General features: G+C 75.2%; 18 protein-coding genes. All 18 read left to right on the plus strand.

What is annotated here, in order from left to right:
* The first annotated feature begins 50 nt into the window (after nt 1–50).
* The 18 genes from BMW27_RS15610 to dprA all read left to right on the plus strand — a co-directional run bounded on the left by BMW27_RS15610 (nt 51) and on the right by dprA (nt 17,203).
* Nucleotides 51–2,426: a [protein-PII] uridylyltransferase gene (locus BMW27_RS15610; RefSeq protein WP_091445634.1), complete on the plus strand. Its 2,376-nt coding sequence runs from the start codon at nt 51–53 to the stop codon at nt 2,424–2,426.
* Nucleotides 2,427–2,514: 88 nt separating this feature from the next.
* On the plus strand, nt 2,515–2,733 hold the full coding sequence (locus BMW27_RS15615; protein WP_091445636.1) for a hypothetical protein: 219 nt from the start codon (nt 2,515–2,517) through the stop codon (nt 2,731–2,733).
* Nucleotides 2,734–2,903: 170 nt separating this feature from the next.
* Nucleotides 2,904–4,490, plus strand: a complete 1,587-nt coding sequence (ffh, locus tag BMW27_RS15620) for a signal recognition particle protein (protein WP_091445638.1) — start codon at nt 2,904–2,906, stop codon at nt 4,488–4,490.
* Complete coding sequence (locus BMW27_RS15625; protein WP_217638174.1) at nt 4,487–5,572, plus strand: amidohydrolase family protein; 1,086 nt, start codon at nt 4,487–4,489, stop codon at nt 5,570–5,572. Before ffh ends, BMW27_RS15625 begins: the two co-directional genes overlap by 4 nt.
* 50 nt (nt 5,573–5,622) lie before the next feature.
* On the plus strand, nt 5,623–7,371 hold the full coding sequence (locus BMW27_RS15630) for a proline--tRNA ligase (RefSeq protein ID WP_091445640.1): 1,749 nt from the start codon (nt 5,623–5,625) through the stop codon (nt 7,369–7,371).
* 231 nt (nt 7,372–7,602) lie between these two features.
* Entirely contained in the window at nt 7,603–8,043 is a 441-nt protein-coding gene (gene rpsP / locus BMW27_RS15635; protein ID WP_091445641.1) for a 30S ribosomal protein S16, read from the plus strand.
* Between the two features lie 3 nt (nt 8,044–8,046).
* Nucleotides 8,047–8,283, plus strand: a complete 237-nt coding sequence (locus BMW27_RS15640) for an RNA-binding protein (RefSeq protein WP_012949998.1) — start codon at nt 8,047–8,049, stop codon at nt 8,281–8,283.
* Nucleotides 8,284–8,301: 18 nt separating this feature from the next.
* Complete coding sequence (gene rimM / locus BMW27_RS15645) at nt 8,302–8,835, plus strand: ribosome maturation factor RimM (RefSeq protein ID WP_091445643.1); 534 nt, start codon at nt 8,302–8,304, stop codon at nt 8,833–8,835.
* Entirely contained in the window at nt 8,832–9,572 is a 741-nt protein-coding gene (gene trmD, locus BMW27_RS15650; protein WP_091445644.1) for a tRNA (guanosine(37)-N1)-methyltransferase TrmD, read from the plus strand. The genes rimM and trmD overlap by 4 nt, the downstream gene beginning before the upstream one ends.
* Entirely contained in the window at nt 9,569–10,069 is a 501-nt protein-coding gene (locus BMW27_RS15655) for an NUDIX hydrolase (RefSeq protein WP_091445646.1), read from the plus strand. The genes trmD and BMW27_RS15655 overlap by 4 nt, the downstream gene beginning before the upstream one ends.
* 144 nt (nt 10,070–10,213) lie before the next feature.
* Complete coding sequence (rplS, locus tag BMW27_RS15660) at nt 10,214–10,570, plus strand: 50S ribosomal protein L19 (protein WP_012949994.1); 357 nt, start codon at nt 10,214–10,216, stop codon at nt 10,568–10,570.
* A gap of 65 nt (nt 10,571–10,635) precedes the next feature.
* Nucleotides 10,636–11,577, plus strand: a complete 942-nt coding sequence (gene lepB, locus BMW27_RS15665) for a signal peptidase I (protein WP_091445648.1) — start codon at nt 10,636–10,638, stop codon at nt 11,575–11,577.
* A 257-nt stretch (nt 11,578–11,834) separates the two neighbouring features.
* Nucleotides 11,835–12,545, plus strand: coding sequence for a response regulator transcription factor (locus BMW27_RS15670; protein WP_245743620.1), 711 nt, complete (start codon nt 11,835–11,837; stop codon nt 12,543–12,545).
* A 383-nt stretch (nt 12,546–12,928) separates the two neighbouring features.
* Nucleotides 12,929–13,612 (plus strand): ribonuclease HII, encoded by a 684-nt coding sequence (locus tag BMW27_RS15675; RefSeq protein WP_245743622.1) that lies wholly within the window; start codon nt 12,929–12,931, stop codon nt 13,610–13,612.
* Nucleotides 13,609–13,929, plus strand: a complete 321-nt coding sequence (locus BMW27_RS15680) for a DUF2469 domain-containing protein (protein ID WP_091445653.1) — start codon at nt 13,609–13,611, stop codon at nt 13,927–13,929. The genes BMW27_RS15675 and BMW27_RS15680 overlap by 4 nt, the downstream gene beginning before the upstream one ends.
* Nucleotides 13,930–14,061: 132 nt before the next feature.
* A complete protein-coding gene (locus BMW27_RS15685; protein ID WP_091445654.1) occupies nt 14,062–14,421 on the plus strand; it encodes a YraN family protein in 360 nt (119 codons plus the stop codon).
* The gene (locus BMW27_RS15690) at nt 14,418–15,938 is read left to right on the plus strand and encodes a YifB family Mg chelatase-like AAA ATPase (protein ID WP_091445656.1); all 1,521 of its coding nucleotides are present in this window, start codon (nt 14,418–14,420) and stop codon (nt 15,936–15,938) included. The genes BMW27_RS15685 and BMW27_RS15690 overlap by 4 nt, the downstream gene beginning before the upstream one ends.
* The gene (gene dprA, locus BMW27_RS15695; protein WP_217638175.1) at nt 15,935–17,203 is read left to right on the plus strand and encodes a DNA-processing protein DprA; all 1,269 of its coding nucleotides are present in this window, start codon (nt 15,935–15,937) and stop codon (nt 17,201–17,203) included. Before BMW27_RS15690 ends, dprA begins: the two co-directional genes overlap by 4 nt.
* The last annotated feature ends 53 nt before the right edge of the window (nt 17,204–17,256 follow it).

Consider the following 17,256-nt stretch of genomic DNA (forward strand, 5'->3'; position numbering starts at 1 on the left):
CCCCGGTCGGCGCCGTTCCAGGGGAGTTCGCGGAGGAGCGAGGGGGAGACGTGCTGGACACCGGGTCGCTGCCCGCACTGCCGCGGGCCGGGCGCAGCGAGGTGATCGACACCTGGCTCGCCGGCCTGCTGGACGAGGCGGTCGCGGGCACGCCGCCGCCGCGACCGCGGCGAGGCGGCCCGCCGCCGCGCACCGGCACCGACGGCGTCGCGCTGGTGGCGGTCGGCAGCCTGGGCCGCCGGGAGCCGCCGCCGCACGGCGACCTCGACCTGGTCCTCGTCCACGAGGGGCGCCCGGAGATCGCCGCCCTCGCCGACGCCATCTGGTACCCGATCTGGGACGCCGGGCTGCGCCTGGACCACTCGGTGCGCACGGTGTCCGAGGCGGTGGGCGTCGCCTCCACCGACGTCAAGGCCGGGCTCGGGCTGCTCGACGTCCGCTTCGTCGCCGGGGACGCCGGGCTCGCGGCCGCGCTGCGCACCGCCACCCTCGGCAGCTGGCGCCAGTCGGCGTCCCGGCTGCTGCCCCAGCTGCGCGACCTGCGCCGCGGCCGCGCCCGGCAGGTCGGCGAGCTGGCCTTCCTGCTCGAGCCCGACCTCAAGGAGGCCTACGGCGGCCTCCGCGAGGGCCAGGTGCTGCGCGCGGTGGCCGCCGCCCAGCTGGCCGACGAGCCCACCGCCGAGGTCGAGCAGGCGTACGCCCTCCTGCTCGACGTCCGCGACGAGCTGCGCCGGCGCGCGGGCCGGCCGTCCGACGTGCTGGTCCGGCAGGAGCAGCGCCCGATCGCGGTCGCGCTCGGCCTGCCCGACGAGGACGCGTTGCTGCGCGAGGTGAGCCTGGCCGGGCGCCGGCTGGCCTTCGTCGCCGACGAGACGTGGCGCCGGGTGGAGGCCGCGCTGGTCCGCCGTCCCCGCGGCCGGTACCGCCGGGTGCGCCGCGAGCCGCTGGCCGAGGGGGTCGTCCGCCAGGGTGACGAGGTGGTGCTGGCCCGCGACGCGCGCCCCGCCGCCGACCCCGGCCTGGTGCTGCGCGGTGCGGCCGCCGCGGCGCGGGAGGACCTGCTGCTGTCCCCGTACACGCTCAAGGTGCTGGCGGTGCACTCCCCGCCGGTGCCCGAACCGTGGCCTGCGGAGCTGCGCTGGTCGTTCCTGCGGCTGCTGGCCAGCGGCCGGGCCGCGGTGGCGGTGCTGGAGCAGCTGGACCAGGAGGGGCTGCTGTCCCGGCTGCTGCCGGAGTGGGACCGGATCCGCTCGCTGCCGCAGCGCCATCCCTGGCACCGGTTCACCGTCGACCGGCACCTGGTCGAGGCCGCGGCGGCCGCCGCCGAGCTCACCCGGGACGTCGACCGGCCCGACCTGCTGCTGGTCGGCGCGCTGCTGCACGACATCGGCAAGGGCTGGCCCGGCGACCACAGCGAGGTCGGCGAGCCGATCGCGGCGCGGATCGCCACCCGGATGGGCTTCGCCGAGGCCGACGTCACCACGCTGGCCGCGATGGTGCGTCACCACCTCCTGCTGCCCGACACGGCCACCCGGCGCGACATCGACGACCCGGTCACCATCGACCGCGTGGCCGCGACCATCGGCTCCGACCCCGCGCTGCTGCACCTGCTGCACGCCCTGGCCCAGGCGGACGGTGCCGCGACCAGCTCCTCGGCGTGGTCGCCGTGGAAGGCGCACCTGGTCGCCGCGCTGGTCGCCCGCGTCCAGGCCCGGCTGGGCGGCGCCCCCGCGCCGGAGCCCGAGCCGGTGCTGCACCCGGGGCAGCCGCAGGTGAGCAGGGAGGCCCCGGCCGACGCGGCCGCTAGCATCTCCGTCGGCGTGGAGGACGTCGCCGACGGCCAGCAGGTGACGATCGTCGGCCCCGACCGGCACGGTCTGTTCAGCCAGCTGGCCGGGGTGCTGGCGCTCAACCAGCTCGACGTGCGCGCGGCCAAGGTCAACGTCGTGGGCGACCGGGCCACGGCGGTCTTCGCCGTCCGGCCGAGGTTCGGGCGGGCGCCGGTGGCCTCGATCCTGGCCGACGCCGTGCGGGCGGCCCTCGAGGGCACGCTGCCGCTGGCCGAGCGGCTGCGGCAGCGGGAGGCCGACTACCGGCAGGACGCCGTCCGGGCGACGCCGCCGCGGATCTCCTGGCACAACGGCGAGGTGACCGGCGACGCGACCGGGATCGTGGAGGTCCGGGCGGGGGACCGGGCCGGGCTGCTCTACCGGCTGACCGCGGCGCTCGCGACCGAGGGCCTGGACGTCACGTCGGCGCGGATCGAGACCCTCGGCGCCGACGCCGCCGACCACTTCTACGTCGCCAACCCCTCCGGGGAGCCGATCGCGGTCGACCAGCGGGCCCGCGTGGAGGCCGCGCTGGCCGCTGCCGTCCGCGGTGCGGTACCCGACCCGGTGGCCGCCGCGAGGGACACGCCGGGCTGAGGTCCGCAGTCCTGTCGTACCCCCGTGCCACCGTCGGCGACGAGCGGGACGGAACGGTCCCGGCACCGACCGCTGGGAGGTCCTCCGCATGTCCGGTCAGTCCTTCGAGGCCGCCGCAGCCGAGGGCAGGGTGTGGTCCTGCCCGTCCTGCGACGGGGACCGGGAGTTCGTCCAGCCGCCGTGCGTGGACGGGCACACCGAGGACGGCGGCGAGTGCCCCGAGTGGGCCTGCGCCGACTGCGGGACGGCGGTGTTCTCGGCCGCTCCGCTGGCCGCCGCGGCCCTGCCCGTCCGCCGCGCCGCCTGAAGGGGGCCCTGCAGGAGGTCGGCCGGTCGATGTCGCCGTTCGCCGGCCCGCGCTCGTTAGGCTGGAGCAGAGGTGGCGCGACGGCCCCGGGGCTCCCCGGACGCCGGAGGCCGAACAGCCGGTCGGAGCGACCGGCCGGCTGCGCCCGCGAGAACTGCTGAGGACGTGCTGTGTTCGAGACCCTCTCCGACCGCCTGGACAAGGTCTTCAGCGGCCTGCGCGGCAAGGGCCGGCTCACCGAGGCCGACATCGATGCGACCGCGCGCGAGATCCGCATCGCGCTGCTCGAGGCCGACGTCGCCCTGCCGGTGGTCCGCACCTTCATCGCCGCCGTCAAGGAACGGGCGCGCAGCGCCGAGGTGTCCCAGGCGCTGAACCCGGCACAGCAGGTCATCAAGATCGTCAACGAGGAGCTCGTCGAGATCCTCGGCGGCGAGACCCGGCGGCTGCGCTACGCCAAGCAGTCGCCCACCGTGATCATGCTCGCCGGCCTGCAGGGTGCCGGTAAGACGACCCTGGCCGGCAAGCTCGGCCGGTGGCTGAAGGCGCAGGGCCACACGCCGCTGCTGGTGGCCGCCGACCTCCAGCGGCCCAACGCGGTCAACCAGCTCTCGATCGTCGCCGGGCAGGCGGGGGTCGACGTCTACGCGCCCGAGCCCGGCAACGGCGTCGGCGACCCCATCCGCGTCGCCGCCGACTCGATCGAGCACGCCCGGCGCACGATGCACGACGTCGTCGTGGTCGACACCGCCGGCCGGCTGGGCATCGACGCCGAACTGATGGCGCAGGCCGCCGGCATCCGCGACGTCGTCCAGCCCGACGAGACGCTGTTCGTCGTCGACGCGATGATCGGTCAGGACGCCGTCACCACCGCCGAGGCCTTCCGCGACGGCGTCGGCTTCACCGGCGTCGTCCTCACCAAGCTCGACGGTGACGCCCGCGGTGGTGCGGCGCTCTCGGTGCGCCACGTGACCGGCCAGCCGATCATGTTCGCCTCCACGGGCGAGAAGCTCACCGACTTCGACGTCTTCCACCCCGAGCGGATGGCCTCGCGCATCCTCGGGATGGGCGACGTCCTCACCCTCATCGAGCAGGCCGAGCAGGCGTTCGACGCCGAGCAGGCCGAGAAGATGGCCGGCAAGCTCGTCAGCCGCGAGGGCTTCACGCTCGAGGACTTCCTCGAGCAGATGATGGCCATCCGCAAGATGGGCCCGATCGCCAACCTGCTCGGCATGCTCCCCGGCGCCGGGCAGATGAAGGAGCAGCTCAAGCAGGTCGACGACCGCGACCTGGACCGCACCGCGGCGATCATCCGCTCGATGACGCCGGAGGAGCGGGTCAACTCGAAGATCATCAACTCGTCGCGGCGGGTCCGCATCGCCAACGGCTCGGGCGTCACCGTCACCGAGGTCAACCAGCTGCTGGAGCGCTTCGCCCAGGCCCAGAAGATGATGGGCCAGATGGCCGGCAGCATGGGCCTGCCCGGCATGGGCCCCATGTCGAAGAAGGCGCGCGGGCGGCAGATGCAGGCCCAGTCGAAGAAGGGCAAGAAGGGCAAGGGGAAGGGCAAGGGCGGCCCCGCTCGCCGGCCCGCGGGCGCCCCGGCCCTGCCGCCGGGTGCGGGCAACCCGTTCGGCGGCGGCTTCCCGGGCGGCGGGATGCCCGGTGGCATGCCCGGGCTGCCGCCGGGTCAGGGCCTGCCCGATCTCACCAAGCTGAACTTCAACCAGCCCGGGGACGAGCGGCCCTCCCGGTGAGCGTGCCCTCCCTGCACCTCGCAGGCGTCGTGCTGCCCGAGGGGGAGCACCGCGACGTGTGGATCCGCGACGGCCGGCTCACCTTCGAGCCGGTGCCGGGCGCGCAGACCGTCAGCCGGGACGGCTGGCTGGTGCCGGGCCTGGTCGACGCGCACTGCCACGTCGGCATCGGGCGGGGTGGCACACCCGTCGAGGACCTCGCCGGGCTGCGCGGGCAGGCCCTGGCGGAGCGCGCGGCCGGTGTGCTGGCGCTGCGCGACTGCGGCTCGCCGGTCGACACCCGCGCCCTCGACGACGAGCCGGACCTGCCAACCATCGTGCGCGCCGGCCGGCACATCGCCCGCACCCGCCGCTACATCCCGGGCCTGGGCATCGAGATCGAGCCCGACGCCCTGGTCGAGGAGGTGCGGGCGCAGGCCCGTCGTGGCGACGGCTGGGTCAAGCTGGTGGGGGACTGGATCGACCGCGGCGTCGGCGACCTCGCCCCCGAGTGGCCGGCCGACGTGCTCGCCGCGGCGATCGCCGCGGCGCACGAGGAGGGCGCGCGGGTCACCGCGCACACCTTCGGCACCGACGCGCTGCCCGACCTCATCGGCGCGGGCATCGACTGCATCGAGCACGGCACCGGCCTGACCGAGGAGCTCATCGGGCAGATGGCCGGCCACGGCACCGCTGTCGTCCCGACCCTGGTCAACGTCGAGAACTTCCCCGGCTTCGCGGCCGCGGGCGAGCAGAAGTTCCCCACGTACGCGAGCACGATGCGCCGGCTGTACGCCTCCTCCGGTGCCGTCGTCCGGGCGGCGTTCGAGGCCGGGGTGCCGGTGTTCGCCGGCACGGACGCCGGGGGCGGCATCGACCACGGCCGCATCGCCGACGAGGTGCGCGCGCTGCACACCGCCGGGATCCCGGCCGAGGCCGCGCTGGCCGCGGCCTCGTGGTCGGCGCGGTCCTGGCTCGGGCTGCCGTGCATCGAGGAGGGGGCGCCCGCCGACGTCGTCGTCTACGACGCCGACCCGCGCGCCGACCTCGACACCCTCGCCCGCCCCCGGCACGTCGTCCTGCGGGGCCGCGTCGTCGGCTGAGGGCGCGGACCGTCCGGAAACCGCTCGCCCCGGCCTGGGAGACTCGTCCCGTGCTGCTCCGCATGTCGACGCTGTTCCTGCGCACCCTGCGCGACGACCCGGCCGACGCCGAGGTCCCCAGCCACCGCCTGCTGGTGCGGGCCGGCTACATCCGGCGGGCGGCGCCCGGCGGCTTCACCTGGCTGCCGCTGGGCTACCGCGTCTTCCGCAACGTCGAGCGGGTCGTCCGCGAGGAGATGGACCGGATGGGCGCGCAGGAGGTGCACTTCCCGGCGCTGCTGCCCCGCGAGCCCTACGAGGCCACCAACCGCTGGACCGAGTACGGCCCCAACCTCTTCCGGTTGCAGGACCGCCGGGGCGCCGACTACCTGCTCGGCCCCACCCACGAGGAGGTGTTCACGCTCCTGGTGAAGGACCTCTACTCGTCGTACAAGGACCTGCCGCTGTCGCTGTACCAGATCCAGACCAAGTACCGGGACGAGGCGCGACCCCGGGCCGGGCTGTTCCGCGGCCGCGAGTTCACGATGAAGGACAGCTACTCCTTCGACGTCGACGACGCCGGCCTCGACAAGAGCTACGCCGCCCACCGCGACGCCTACATCAGGATCTTCGACCGGCTGGGCCTGGAGTACGTCATCGTCTCGGCGATGTCGGGTGCCATGGGCGGGTCCAGGAGCGAGGAGTTCCTGCACCCGACCCCGATCGGCGAGGACACCTTCGTCCGCTCGCCCGGCGGGTACGCGGCCAACGTCGAGGCGGTCAGCACCGTCGTCCCCGAGCCGATCCCGTTCGAGGGGCTGCCTGCGGCCCACGTCGAGGACACCCCGGACACCCCGACCATCGAGACGCTGGTCGCGGTGGCGCAGGAGCTGTTCCCGGACGCCGGCTACACCGCCGCGTCGACGCTGAAGAACGTCGTCGTCCTGCTCGTGCACCCCGACGGCACCCGCGAGCCGCTGGTCGTCGGCATCCCCGGCGACCGCGAGGTCGACCTCAAGCGGCTGGAGGCGCAGGTGGCGCCCGCCGAGGTCGAGCCCTTCGCCGACTTCGACCAGCACCCGGCGCTGGTCAAGGGCTACATCGGCCCGCAGGCGCTGGGCGCGGACAGCGCGTCGGGCATCCGGTACCTGGTCGACCCGCGGGTGGTGCCGGGCACCCGGTGGATCACCGGAGCCAACGAGCCGGGCAGGCACGTGTTCGACCTCGTCGCCGGCCGGGACTTCACCTGGGACGGCGTCGTCGAGGCCGCGGAGGTGCTGGCCGGCGACCCGGCGCCCGACGGCTCCGGACCGCTGGAGCTCGCCCGCGGCGTCGAGATGGGCCACATCTTCCAGCTGGGCCGCAAGTACGCCGAGGCGCTCGACCTCAGGGTGCTCGACGAGAACGGCAAGCTCGTCACGGTGACGATGGGCTCCTACGGCATCGGGGTCTCCCGGGCCGTGGCGGCGATCGCCGAGTCCACGCACGACGAGCTGGGCCTGGTCTGGCCGCGGGAGGTCGCGCCGGCCGACGTGCACGTCGTGGCCACCGGCAAGGACGCCGCGGTGTTCGAGGCCGCCGAGTCGCTGGCGCAGCAGCTGGTCGCCGCGGGGCTCACCGTGCTCTACGACGACCGGCCCAAGGTCTCGCCCGGGGTCAAGTTCAAGGACGCCGAGCTGCTGGGGATGCCGACGATCGTCACCGTGGGCCGGGGACTGGCCGCCGGTGTCGTGGAGCTGCGCGACCGGGCGACCGGGGAGCGCGAGGAGGTGCCGGTCGGCGAGGCGGCCGCCCGGGTGCTCGCCGACGTCCGGAGCTGAGCCGGCCGGTCGACGGCGGGCTCGTCGGCCCCGTCCAGAGGCTCGCGCCCGGGCTCGCGAGGGCGGGAGGAGGACGGGGTCCACTTTCTGGCACAATGGACGGTCGAACACGGCGGTGGGCGGCCCTCTCACCGTTGCCGGCCGTGTCCAGCCGCACCGCCCTCGGCGTACCCCCACGCGTCGCTCCGGGCGGGCACACACGACCTGCGTTCGAGGAGAACACCACACACCGTGGCCACCAAGATCAAGCTCATGCGCCTGGGCAAGATGCGCGCGCCGTACTACCGCATCGTCGTCGCCGACTCCCGCACCAAGCGCGAGGGCCGCTCGATCGAGACGATCGGCAAGTACCACCCCAAGGAGGACCCGTCCTTCATCGAGGTCGACTCCGAGCGGGCGCAGTACTGGCTGGGTGTCGGCGCGCAGCCGACCGAGGCCGTCGCCGCCATCTTCCGCGTCACCGGTGACTGGCAGAAGTTCAAGGGCGAGGCCGCGCCGCCGCCCATGAAGGTCGCCGCCCCCAAGCCGGACAAGAAGGCCCTCTACGAGGAGGCCGTGCGCGCCTCGGGTGAGGAGCCGGCCGCCGGCGCCACCACCCCCCGGAAGAAGGCCGCTCCCCAGGCCGACGACGCGGCGGCGAGCGACGCCCCCGCCGAGACGCCCGCCGAGTAAGTCGTGCTCGAAGAGGCGCTCGAGCACCTGGTCAAGGGCATCGTCGACCACCCCGAGGACGTCACGGTCGACCTGCTCAGCAACCGGCGCGGCAAGACCCTCGAGGTCCGGGTGCACCCCGACGACCTCGGCAAGGTCATCGGCCGCGGCGGCCGCACCGCCAAGGCGCTGCGCACCGTGATGACCGGAGTCGGTGGCCGCGGCCTGCGGGTCGACGTCGTCGACACCGACGGGCGCTGAGCGCCTCGCCCTCGCCTGGTGGGCACCGAACCAGACGACCCCACCGACACCGTGGTGGTCGGCCGCATCGGCCGGCCCCACGGTGTCCGTGGTGAGGTCACCGTCGAGGTCCGCACCGACGACCCCGACCTCCGTTTCACCCCCGGCGCGGTCCTGCGCACCGAGCCCGCCGATCGCGGGCCGCTCACGATCGCCGGCCACCGCTGGCACCGCGAGGTCCTCCTGCTGGCGATCGAGGGCGTCGAGAGCCGCGAGGCAGCCGAGGAACTGCGCAACACCGAGCTGCACGTGCCGGTCGCCGACCTGCCCGCACTCGAGGACCCCGACGTCTACTACGACCACCAGCTGGTCGGCCTGACCGTCCGGCTGCCCGACGGCACCGAGCTCGGCACGGTGGGCGCCGTCCGCCACGAGGGCGCCGACCTGCTCGTCGTCCGCCGGGTCGAGGGCGGGGAGCTGCTGGTGCCGTTCGTCACCGCCATCGTGCCGACCGTCGACGTCCCCGGTGGCGTCGTGGTGGTCGACCCACCCGAGGGGCTGCTCGACCTGTGAGCCCCCCGTTCCGGGTCGACGTCGTCACCATCTTCCCCGAGTACCTGGCCCCGCTGCGGCAGTCGCTGCTGGGCAAGGCCGCTGAGCGCGGCCTGGTCAGCGTGGGCGTCCACGACCTGCGGCAGTGGACCGACGACGTGCACCGCACCGTCGACGACGCCCCCTACGGCGGCGGCCCCGGCATGGTGATGAAGCCCGAACCGTGGGCCCGGGCGCTGGAGGCCGTCCGCCCGCCGGGCACCCGCCTGGTCGTGCCGACCCCGGCCGGCCGTCCCTTCACGCAGGCCGTGGCCGCCGGGTGGGCCGCCGAGCCCGGCCTCGTCTTCGCCTGCGGCCGCTACGAGGGCATCGACCAGCGGGTCGCCGAGTGGGCCGCGGAGGCCGGACCGGTGTCGGAGGTCTCGATCGGCGACTACGTGCTGGCCGGCGGCGAGTCCGCGGTGCTGGTCATGGTCGAGGCGGTGACCCGGCTGCTGCCCGGCGTCGTGGGCAACCGGGAGTCCGTCGAGTACGACTCGCACGCCGACGGGCTGCTCGAGGGCCCCTCCTACACCCGCCCGGCGTCCTGGCGCGGCCACGACGTCCCGCCGGTGCTGCTCTCGGGCGACCACGCCGCGATCGCCCGGTGGCGCCGGGCGGAGGCCCTGCGGCGGACGGCGGCCCGACGGCCGGACCTGCTCTCGGCGCTGCCCGACGGCGCGCTGACCGACGCCGACCGCGCCGTGCTCGGCGAGTGACCGACCGCGCCTGGGTGCGGCCCACCGCCCGCGTGCTGGTGCTCGACCCGGACGGGCGGGTGCTGCTGCTCGGCGCCCGGCTCACCGACCCCGCCGTCCCGCCCGGGGACGTGCTGTTCTGGTACACGCCCGGCGGCGGCGTGGAGCCGGGGGAGGGCGTGCGGGAGGCCGCGACCCGGGAGCTCGCCGAGGAGATCGGCCTGGTCGTGGAGCCCGGCGAGCTGGAGGGCCCGGTCTGGTTCCGCCGGCACGTCGGCCCGTTCGCCGGCGTGCAGATCGACTCGCGGGAGACGTTCTTCGTGCTGCGGGACGTGGTGCACGAGGTGGATGCGAGCGGACGCACGGAGCTGGAGCTGCTCGGTGCCGAGCCGCACCGCTGGTGGAGCGCCGCGGAGGTCGCCACCAGCGCCGAGACCTTCGCACCGCGAGAGCTCGCCGACCTGCTGCCGGAGCTGTCCGCCGGCCCGTGGGCGGGGCCGCCGCGCTTCGTCGGCTGAAGGTGTGGCACAGTAGAGAGCTGCTGCGGACGCATCGCTTCGCCGACGACGAGCTCCTCCCGGAGCGCAGCTCCCCGGATCGGACAGCCGGGGCGCCTGCTGTCCGCACCGCAACGACATGACCGCTAGGACAGGACTGCCGCGATGAACACCCTGGACGTACTCGACGCCGATTCGCTGCGCGACGACATCCCCGAGTTCCGCCCGGGCGACACCGTCAAGGTGCATGTGCGCGTCATCGAGGGCAACCGCTCCCGCATCCAGGTCTTCCAGGGCGTCGTCATCCGCCGTCAGGGCGGTGGCATCCGCGAGACCTTCACCGTGCGCAAGGTCAGCTTCGGCGTCGGTGTCGAGCGCACCTTCCCGGTGCACACCCCGGTCGTCGAGAAGATCGAGGTGCTGACCCGCGGTGACGTCCGCCGCGCGAAGCTGTACTACCTCCGCGAGCTGCGCGGCAAGGCCGCCAAGATCAAGGAGAAGCGCGAGACCGTCTCGCGCTGACACGACGCAGGCAGGCCGGTCCGGCCTGACCACGGCGGGTCTCCCGCGGCCGTACGCTGGCTCCGATGAGCAGCGACCGGCCCGGGAGGCCCGCCGACGTCGTTCCGGAGGGGGAGGACCCGCGGGCGCCCGGGTCGGCCGCCGACACCGGTCCCATCCGCCGCTCCGGCGGCCGCGCCGAGCGCCGGCGCGAGGAGGCGGCGAAGAAGGGCTCGCTGATCCGCGAGCTGCCGGTGCTCCTGCTCATCGCCTTCGTGCTCGCCCTGCTGGTGAAGACCTTCCTCGTCCAGGCCTTCTTCATCCCGTCGGGCTCGATGGAGCGGACCCTGCACGGCTGCCCCGGCTGCACCGGCGACCGCGTGCTGGTCAACAAGGTGCCCTACTGGTTCGGCCAGCCGGAGCCCGGCGACATCGTCGTCTTCGAGGGGCCGGAGAGCTGGTCGCCCGAGGTGGACGTGCAGGAGCCGGGCAACGCGCTCTCCGGTGGCCTGCTCTGGCTCGGCCGCGCCATCGGGGTGGCCCCGCCCAGCGAGGACGACTACGTCAAGCGGGTCATCGCCACCGGCGGCCAGACGGTCCAGTGCTGTGACGGCGAGGGCCGCGTCACCGTGGACGGCGAACCGCTCGACGAGCCGTACGTCTTCGAGAACACCCCGCTGGAGAGCCGGGCGTTCGGGCCCGTCACCGTTCCCGAGGGCCGGCTGTGGGTCATGGGGGACCACCGGTCCGCGTCGGCGGACTCCAAGGCGCACATGGGCGACGAGAACTCCGGCACGGTCGCCGTGGACGACGTCATCGGCAGGGCCGCGCTGATCGTCTGGCCGCTCGACCGTTTCGGGACCCTCGGCTCGCCCGACATCCAGGGCACCGAGGCGGCCGGCAACCCGGCTCGCCCGATGCCCGTCTCCGGTGCGGCGGCGGTCGCCGCCCCGTACGCCATGGGCCTGGTCGGTGCCGTGCCGCTCGCCGCCTGGCGACGCCGGCGACGTCGGTCCCGCTCCGGCTGACGGCTCCCGTCGCGTCCTCGACCCGCACCCTCCGGTCCGCCCGGGGCGTGCGGGTCGCGTCGTTCCGGGGAATGGCGTCGCCATGTCGACACGAATGCGACGGGTTCCCATTCCGGTGTTTCCGGTGTGACCGGCCGTCGCTCCATCGGGTGTCGGAGAATTCTTTCAGGGAATGTTGGAAAAGCGTTCAAGCAAACGTCTCACCCGTCCGATGGAGATCGTGAGAAAGTCCCCGAACGTGTGAAACGGAGCCGATTGTGTCCGCACCCATGGCGAGCGCTGCTCGTGGCGTCACCCGCGTGCTCATCCTCGCCGACGCGCCCGTCCTGCGTCGCGGGCTGGTCAGCATGGTCAATGAGACCGCCGGCATGCAGTCGGTCGGCACTCCGGGCGAGCTGCGCCGGGCCCTCACGCTGGTCGAGACCGCCCGCCCCGACGCGGTGATCGTGGAGCTGGGTCCGGGCCGCGCCGCGACCCTCAACGCCTGCCGCGACCTGCGGCGCCGCTTCCCCCGGGTGACCATCGTGGCCCTGGGCACCTCCGAGGACCCGGCCGTGGTCAACGAGGCGCTGGCCGCCGGTGTCCGCGGCTACCTGATGATCAACACCTCGCCGACCCTGCTCGGCTGGGCCATCCTGGCCGCCCGCGCCGGCCGCACCGTCGTCGACCCGCAGATCCGCCGGGTCGAGCCGTCGGCCACGCCCGCGGCCAAGCCGTTCGCCCCCGAGGTGCCGCTGACCCGCCGCGAGTCCGACGTCCTCGACGAGCTGATCCAGGGCCAGTCGAACCGGCAGATCGGTCGCAACCTGTTCATCAGCGAGGACACGGTCAAGTCCCACGTCAAGGCCATCCTGCGCAAGCTGGGTGCCCGCGACCGGGCGCACGCCGTCTCGCTGGTGCTGTCCTCGCGCAACACCTCCTCCTGCACCTGCGGCGCCCACGCGGCCCTGGCCCCCGCCGAGGCCTGAGAGAGGACCCGTCCTCCCCACCCCTCGTCGAAGGACCCCCAGCCCCCGCTGCTCGCGAGCTCGCAGCGGGATTCTGCAGGGGGCCAGCGGGACCCGGGGCGGAGGCTGGGCCTTACAGGGGCCGGGCGGACCATCCGCCTCGCCGGCGGTCCGCCCCGGGTACCCACCGGCCGCTCCGGCGGCCGACCGTCCACGGGCCGGCCCCCCTGACCCCGGGGCCGGCCCCTGGCGTTCCCGCCCGGTGACGGCCCGCCCGCGGTCCCTCGCCGGCGTCGTACTGTCGGACCGCGATGGCTGTCCGTACCACCCCCGCTCCTCCCGGGCCGCGGAACCGTGCCGCCGCCGGCACGTCCGTCGACGACCGCCCCGACGCGCTCTGGGACATGGAGCGCTCCCTGCACCGCCGCGGGTTCCCGGCGGTCGCCGGCGTCGACGAGGCCGGCCGTGGGGCCTGCGCCGGACCGCTCGTCGCCGCTGCCTGCGTGCTCCCGGCCGGCCGCCGGGGGAGGGTCCCCGGCCTCGCGGACTCCAAGCTGCTGACCGCCGCGGCCCGGGAGCGGGTCTACGAGGAGGTCGTCGACCGCGCCGTGGCGTGGTCGGTGGTCGTCCTGCCGGTCGCCGACCTCGACGCCCGCGGCATGCACGTGACCAACATCGAGGCGCTGCGCCGCGCGGTGTGGGCCCTCGACCCCGGCGCGGACTACGTGCTCACCGACGGCTTCCCGGTGCCGGGGCTGGCCCGCCCCACCCTCGCGGTGTGGAAGGGCGACCGGGTCGCGGCGTGCGTGGCGGCGGCATCGGTGCTGGCCAAGGTCACGCGAGACCGGATCATGCTGGGCGTGCACGAGCGCTGGCCCGAGTACGACTTCGCCGTCCACAAGGGCTACAGCACCGCTGCGCACGACGCCGCCCTGCAGCGGTACGGGCCCTGCCCGGAGCACCGGAAGCGCTTCGTCAACGTGGCCCGCGCCCGCGACGCACACGCCGCTCGGGGACTCCAGCTCACCGGCTCGGCGGCGATGGTCGATGATGGGGCCATGCGCCCTGTGTCCGGAGAGCCGCGATGAGCACCGAGGACCTGGAGAAGTACGAGACCGAGATGGAGCTGCAGCTCTATCGCGAGTACCGGGACATCGTCCGGCAGTTCACCTACGTGGTGGAGACCGAGCGGCGCTTCTACCTCGCCAACTCCGTGGACCTGCAGGTCCGCGAGGCCGGCGGCGAGGTCTACTTCGAGCTCAAGCTCTCCGACGCCTGGGTCTGGGACATGTACCGGCCGGCGCGGTTCGTGCGCAACGTGCGGGTGCTGACCTTCAAGGACGTCAACGTCGAGGAGCTCGACAAGCCCGACCTCGAGCTGCCCGAGGGCCCCCGGCTGACCTGATCCGCGCGTCACGGGCCTGAGGCTGGCCCGGCCCCGCGACATGCCCGGGACCGGCGTCCACAGGCGGCGCCGGTGTCCACAGATCGGCTCCGCGACCGTCCCGACCGGTCCCGGCGGACGACGGTCGGCCGGGTGCGAACGACATCGGACCTCGGCGCCCACGGCGAGCGCATCGCCGCGGCCTACCTGACCGACAGCGGCCTGCGGGTCCTCGACCGGAACTGGCGCTGCCGCGACGGCGAGCTCGACATCGTCGCCCGTGACGGCGACGCGCTGGTCTTCTGCGAGGTCAAGACCCGACGCGCGGTCGGCTTCGGTCACCCCGTCGAGGCGGTCGGCCACGTCAAGCAGCGCCGGCTCCGGGTCCTGGCCCAGCGCTGGCTGGCCGCGCACGACGAGCACGCGCCCGAACTGCGCTTCGACGTCGTCGGCGTGCTGGTGCAGGCCGACCGGCCCGCGCTGGTCACCCACCTGCGGGCGGCGTTCTCGTGACCCTGGCGCGGACTTGGTCGGTCGGTCTGGCCGGCGTGCACGGCGCGGTGGTCGACGTCGAGGTGGACCTGTCGGCCGGCGTGCCGGGGGTGGTCCTCGTCGGGCTGCCCGACGCCGTCGTCCGCCAGTCGGTCGACCGGGTGCGGGCGGCGGTCGTCAACGCCGGCGGGAGGTGGCCGCTGCGACGGATCACCATCGGGTTGTCCCCGGCGTCCATGCCCAAGCAGGGGAGCGGCTTCGACCTGGCGCTGGCCACCGCGGTCCTGGCGGCCGACGGCGCGGTGCCGGCCGAGTCGGTGGGCCGCCTGGTGCTCATCGGCGAGCTGGGACTCGACGGCTCGGTGCGCGCCGTCCGCGGGGTGCTGCCGGCCGTGCTCGCCGCCGCCCGCGCCGGGCACGCGACGGTGGTGGTGCCCGCGGGCAACGCGGGTGAGGCGGCGCTCGTCGAGGGCATCGAGGTGCTCGCCGCCGGCACGCTCGCCGAGGTCGTCGCCCACCTGAGGGGCCGGGCGTCGCTGCCCCGGCACACCCGTTCCCCCCTGCCGCCGGCACCACCCGGGCCCGACCTGGGCGACGTGGTCGGTCAGCCGGTCGGCCGCCGAGCCGTGGAGGTCGCGGCCGCGGGTGGGCACCACCTCTTCCTCAGCGGACCGCCCGGGGCCGGCAAGACGATGCTCGCCGAGCGGCTGCCCGGTCTGCTCCCGGCGCTGGACGAGCAGGCCGCGCTGGAGGTCACCGCCATCCACTCGGTCGCCGGGACGCTGCCGCCGGACTCCCCGCTGGTCACCCGACCGACCTTCGAGGCGCCGCACCACTCGGCGACGATGGCCGCCCTGGTCGGCGGCGGCTCGGGTCCGATCCGGCCCGGTGCCCTGTGCCGGGCCCACCGCGGCGTGCTGTTCCTGGACGAGGCGCCGGAGTTCCCGCGGGCGGTGCTGGACACGCTGCGCCAGCCGCTCGAGCGCGGGTCGGTGACCATCTCCCGCGCCGCGGGCGCGGCCACCTTCCCGTGCCGCGCGCAGCTGGTGCTGGCGGCCAACCCCTGCCCGTGCGCCAGCGCCGCCGGGGACGCCGCCTGCACCTGCAGCCCCCTGGAGAGGCGGCGCTACCAGGGCCGCCTCTCCGGACCGCTGCTCGACCGGATCGACCTGCGGGTCGACCTCCCGGCGGTCACCCGGGCCGCCTGGCTGGAGACCGGGACGGCGCCCGAGCCGACCTCCGTCGTCGCCGCCCGGGTCGCGCACGCCCGGGCTGCCGCGGCGGCGCGGCTCTCGGGGACCGGCCTGGGCGTCAACAGCCAGGTGCCGGGGCGGCTGCTGCGGGAACGGTGGTCCCCGCCGCGGTCGGCCCTGCGCCTGGTCGAGCGGGCTCTCGAGCGCGGGGTGCTGTCGGTGCGCGGCTACGACCGCGTCCTGCGGGTGGCCTGGACGTTGAGCGACCTGGCCGGCCGCACCGTGCCCGGTCCCGACGAGGTGGCCGAGGCCCTCGGCCTGCGGCTGCAGTGGGCCGCGGCGTGACCGCGCTGCCGAGCCTCGACGAGGACATGGAGCAGGGGCTGACCGAGCTGACGACGGTCGACGGGCTCGCCGGCCCCGCGGTGCGGCGGGCGCGGGCGTGGCTCAGCCGGGCGGCCGAACCCGGCAGCGTCGCCTTCTGGCGCTTCGTCGAGGACGCCGGAGCGGTCGAGGCGGTGCGCCGGCTGCGGTCCGGCCGGGCGCCGGACGATGTCCGCGCGCTGGTGGGGGCCCGCGCCGGTCAGGACGCCTCGCTGGAGGACCTGCTGCGGGCCGAGCGCTGCGGCGCGCGGCTCGTCGTCCCCGAGGACGACGAGTGGCCGGCCCAACCGCTGCACTGCCTCACCCTCGCCACCGGCGAGGAGCCCGACGACCCACGCCACCACGCGCCGCGCACGACCGCGCCGGTGCCACCGCTGGCGCTCTGGGTCCGCGGGCCGGCCCGGGTCGACGAGCTGGCCGACCGATCGGTGGCCGTCGTCGGCGCCCGGGCGTCGACCTCGTACGGCGAGCACGTCGCCGGCGAGCTCGGCCACCAGCTGGGGGAGCGGGGCTGGACCGTCGTGTCCGGAGGTGCCTTCGGCATCGACGCTGCCGCGCACCGCGGTGCGCTGGCGGCGGACGCCCCCACCGTGGCGGTGCTGGCCTGCGGCGTCGACCGGGTCTACCCGGCCGCGCACGGGGCGCTGTTTCACCGCATCGCCGAGTCGGGGCTGCTGGTCAGCGAGTGGCCACCCGGAGCCGCTCCGCACAGGCACCGCTTCCTCGTCCGCAACCGGCTCATCGCCGCGCTGACCCGCGGCACGGTGGTCGTGGAGGCGGCGGCCCGCTCCGGTGCGCAGGCCACCGCGCGGCGGGCGCAGAAGCTGGGCCGGCAGGTGATGGTCGTCCCGGGCCCGGTCACCTCCGCGATGTCGGTGGGCTGCCACGAGCTGCTGCGCGACGTCGAGCTGGGCGCGGTCCTCGTCGCCGACGCCAGGCACGTGGTGGAGTCCGTCGGCCGCCTGGGGGAGGACCTCGCCGACCCGCCGGAGCGCCCCACCGGTCCGCGTGACGGGCTCTCCGACGTGGCCGTCCGGGTGCTCGACGCCTGTCCGGTCCGCAGCGGGGTCGGGCCCGAGCGGCTGGCCCGGGTGGCCGGCTGCGACGTCCTCGACGTGCTGCGGGTGCTGCCGGTGCTGGAGCTCGCCGACCTGGTCGAGCGGACCGACGGGGGGTGGCGACTGACCCCGCCGCCGGAGCCGGTCGCCGGGGCGGGACGGGGGTGACGGCAGGGGAGCGGGCGGCGTGAGGCGGCGCGGGGTCGGCGCTTCGGCTTGAC

It is taken from the genome of Geodermatophilus poikilotrophus (genome assembly GCF_900111455.1).
Classification (GTDB): domain Bacteria; phylum Actinomycetota; class Actinomycetes; order Mycobacteriales; family Geodermatophilaceae; genus Geodermatophilus; species Geodermatophilus poikilotrophus.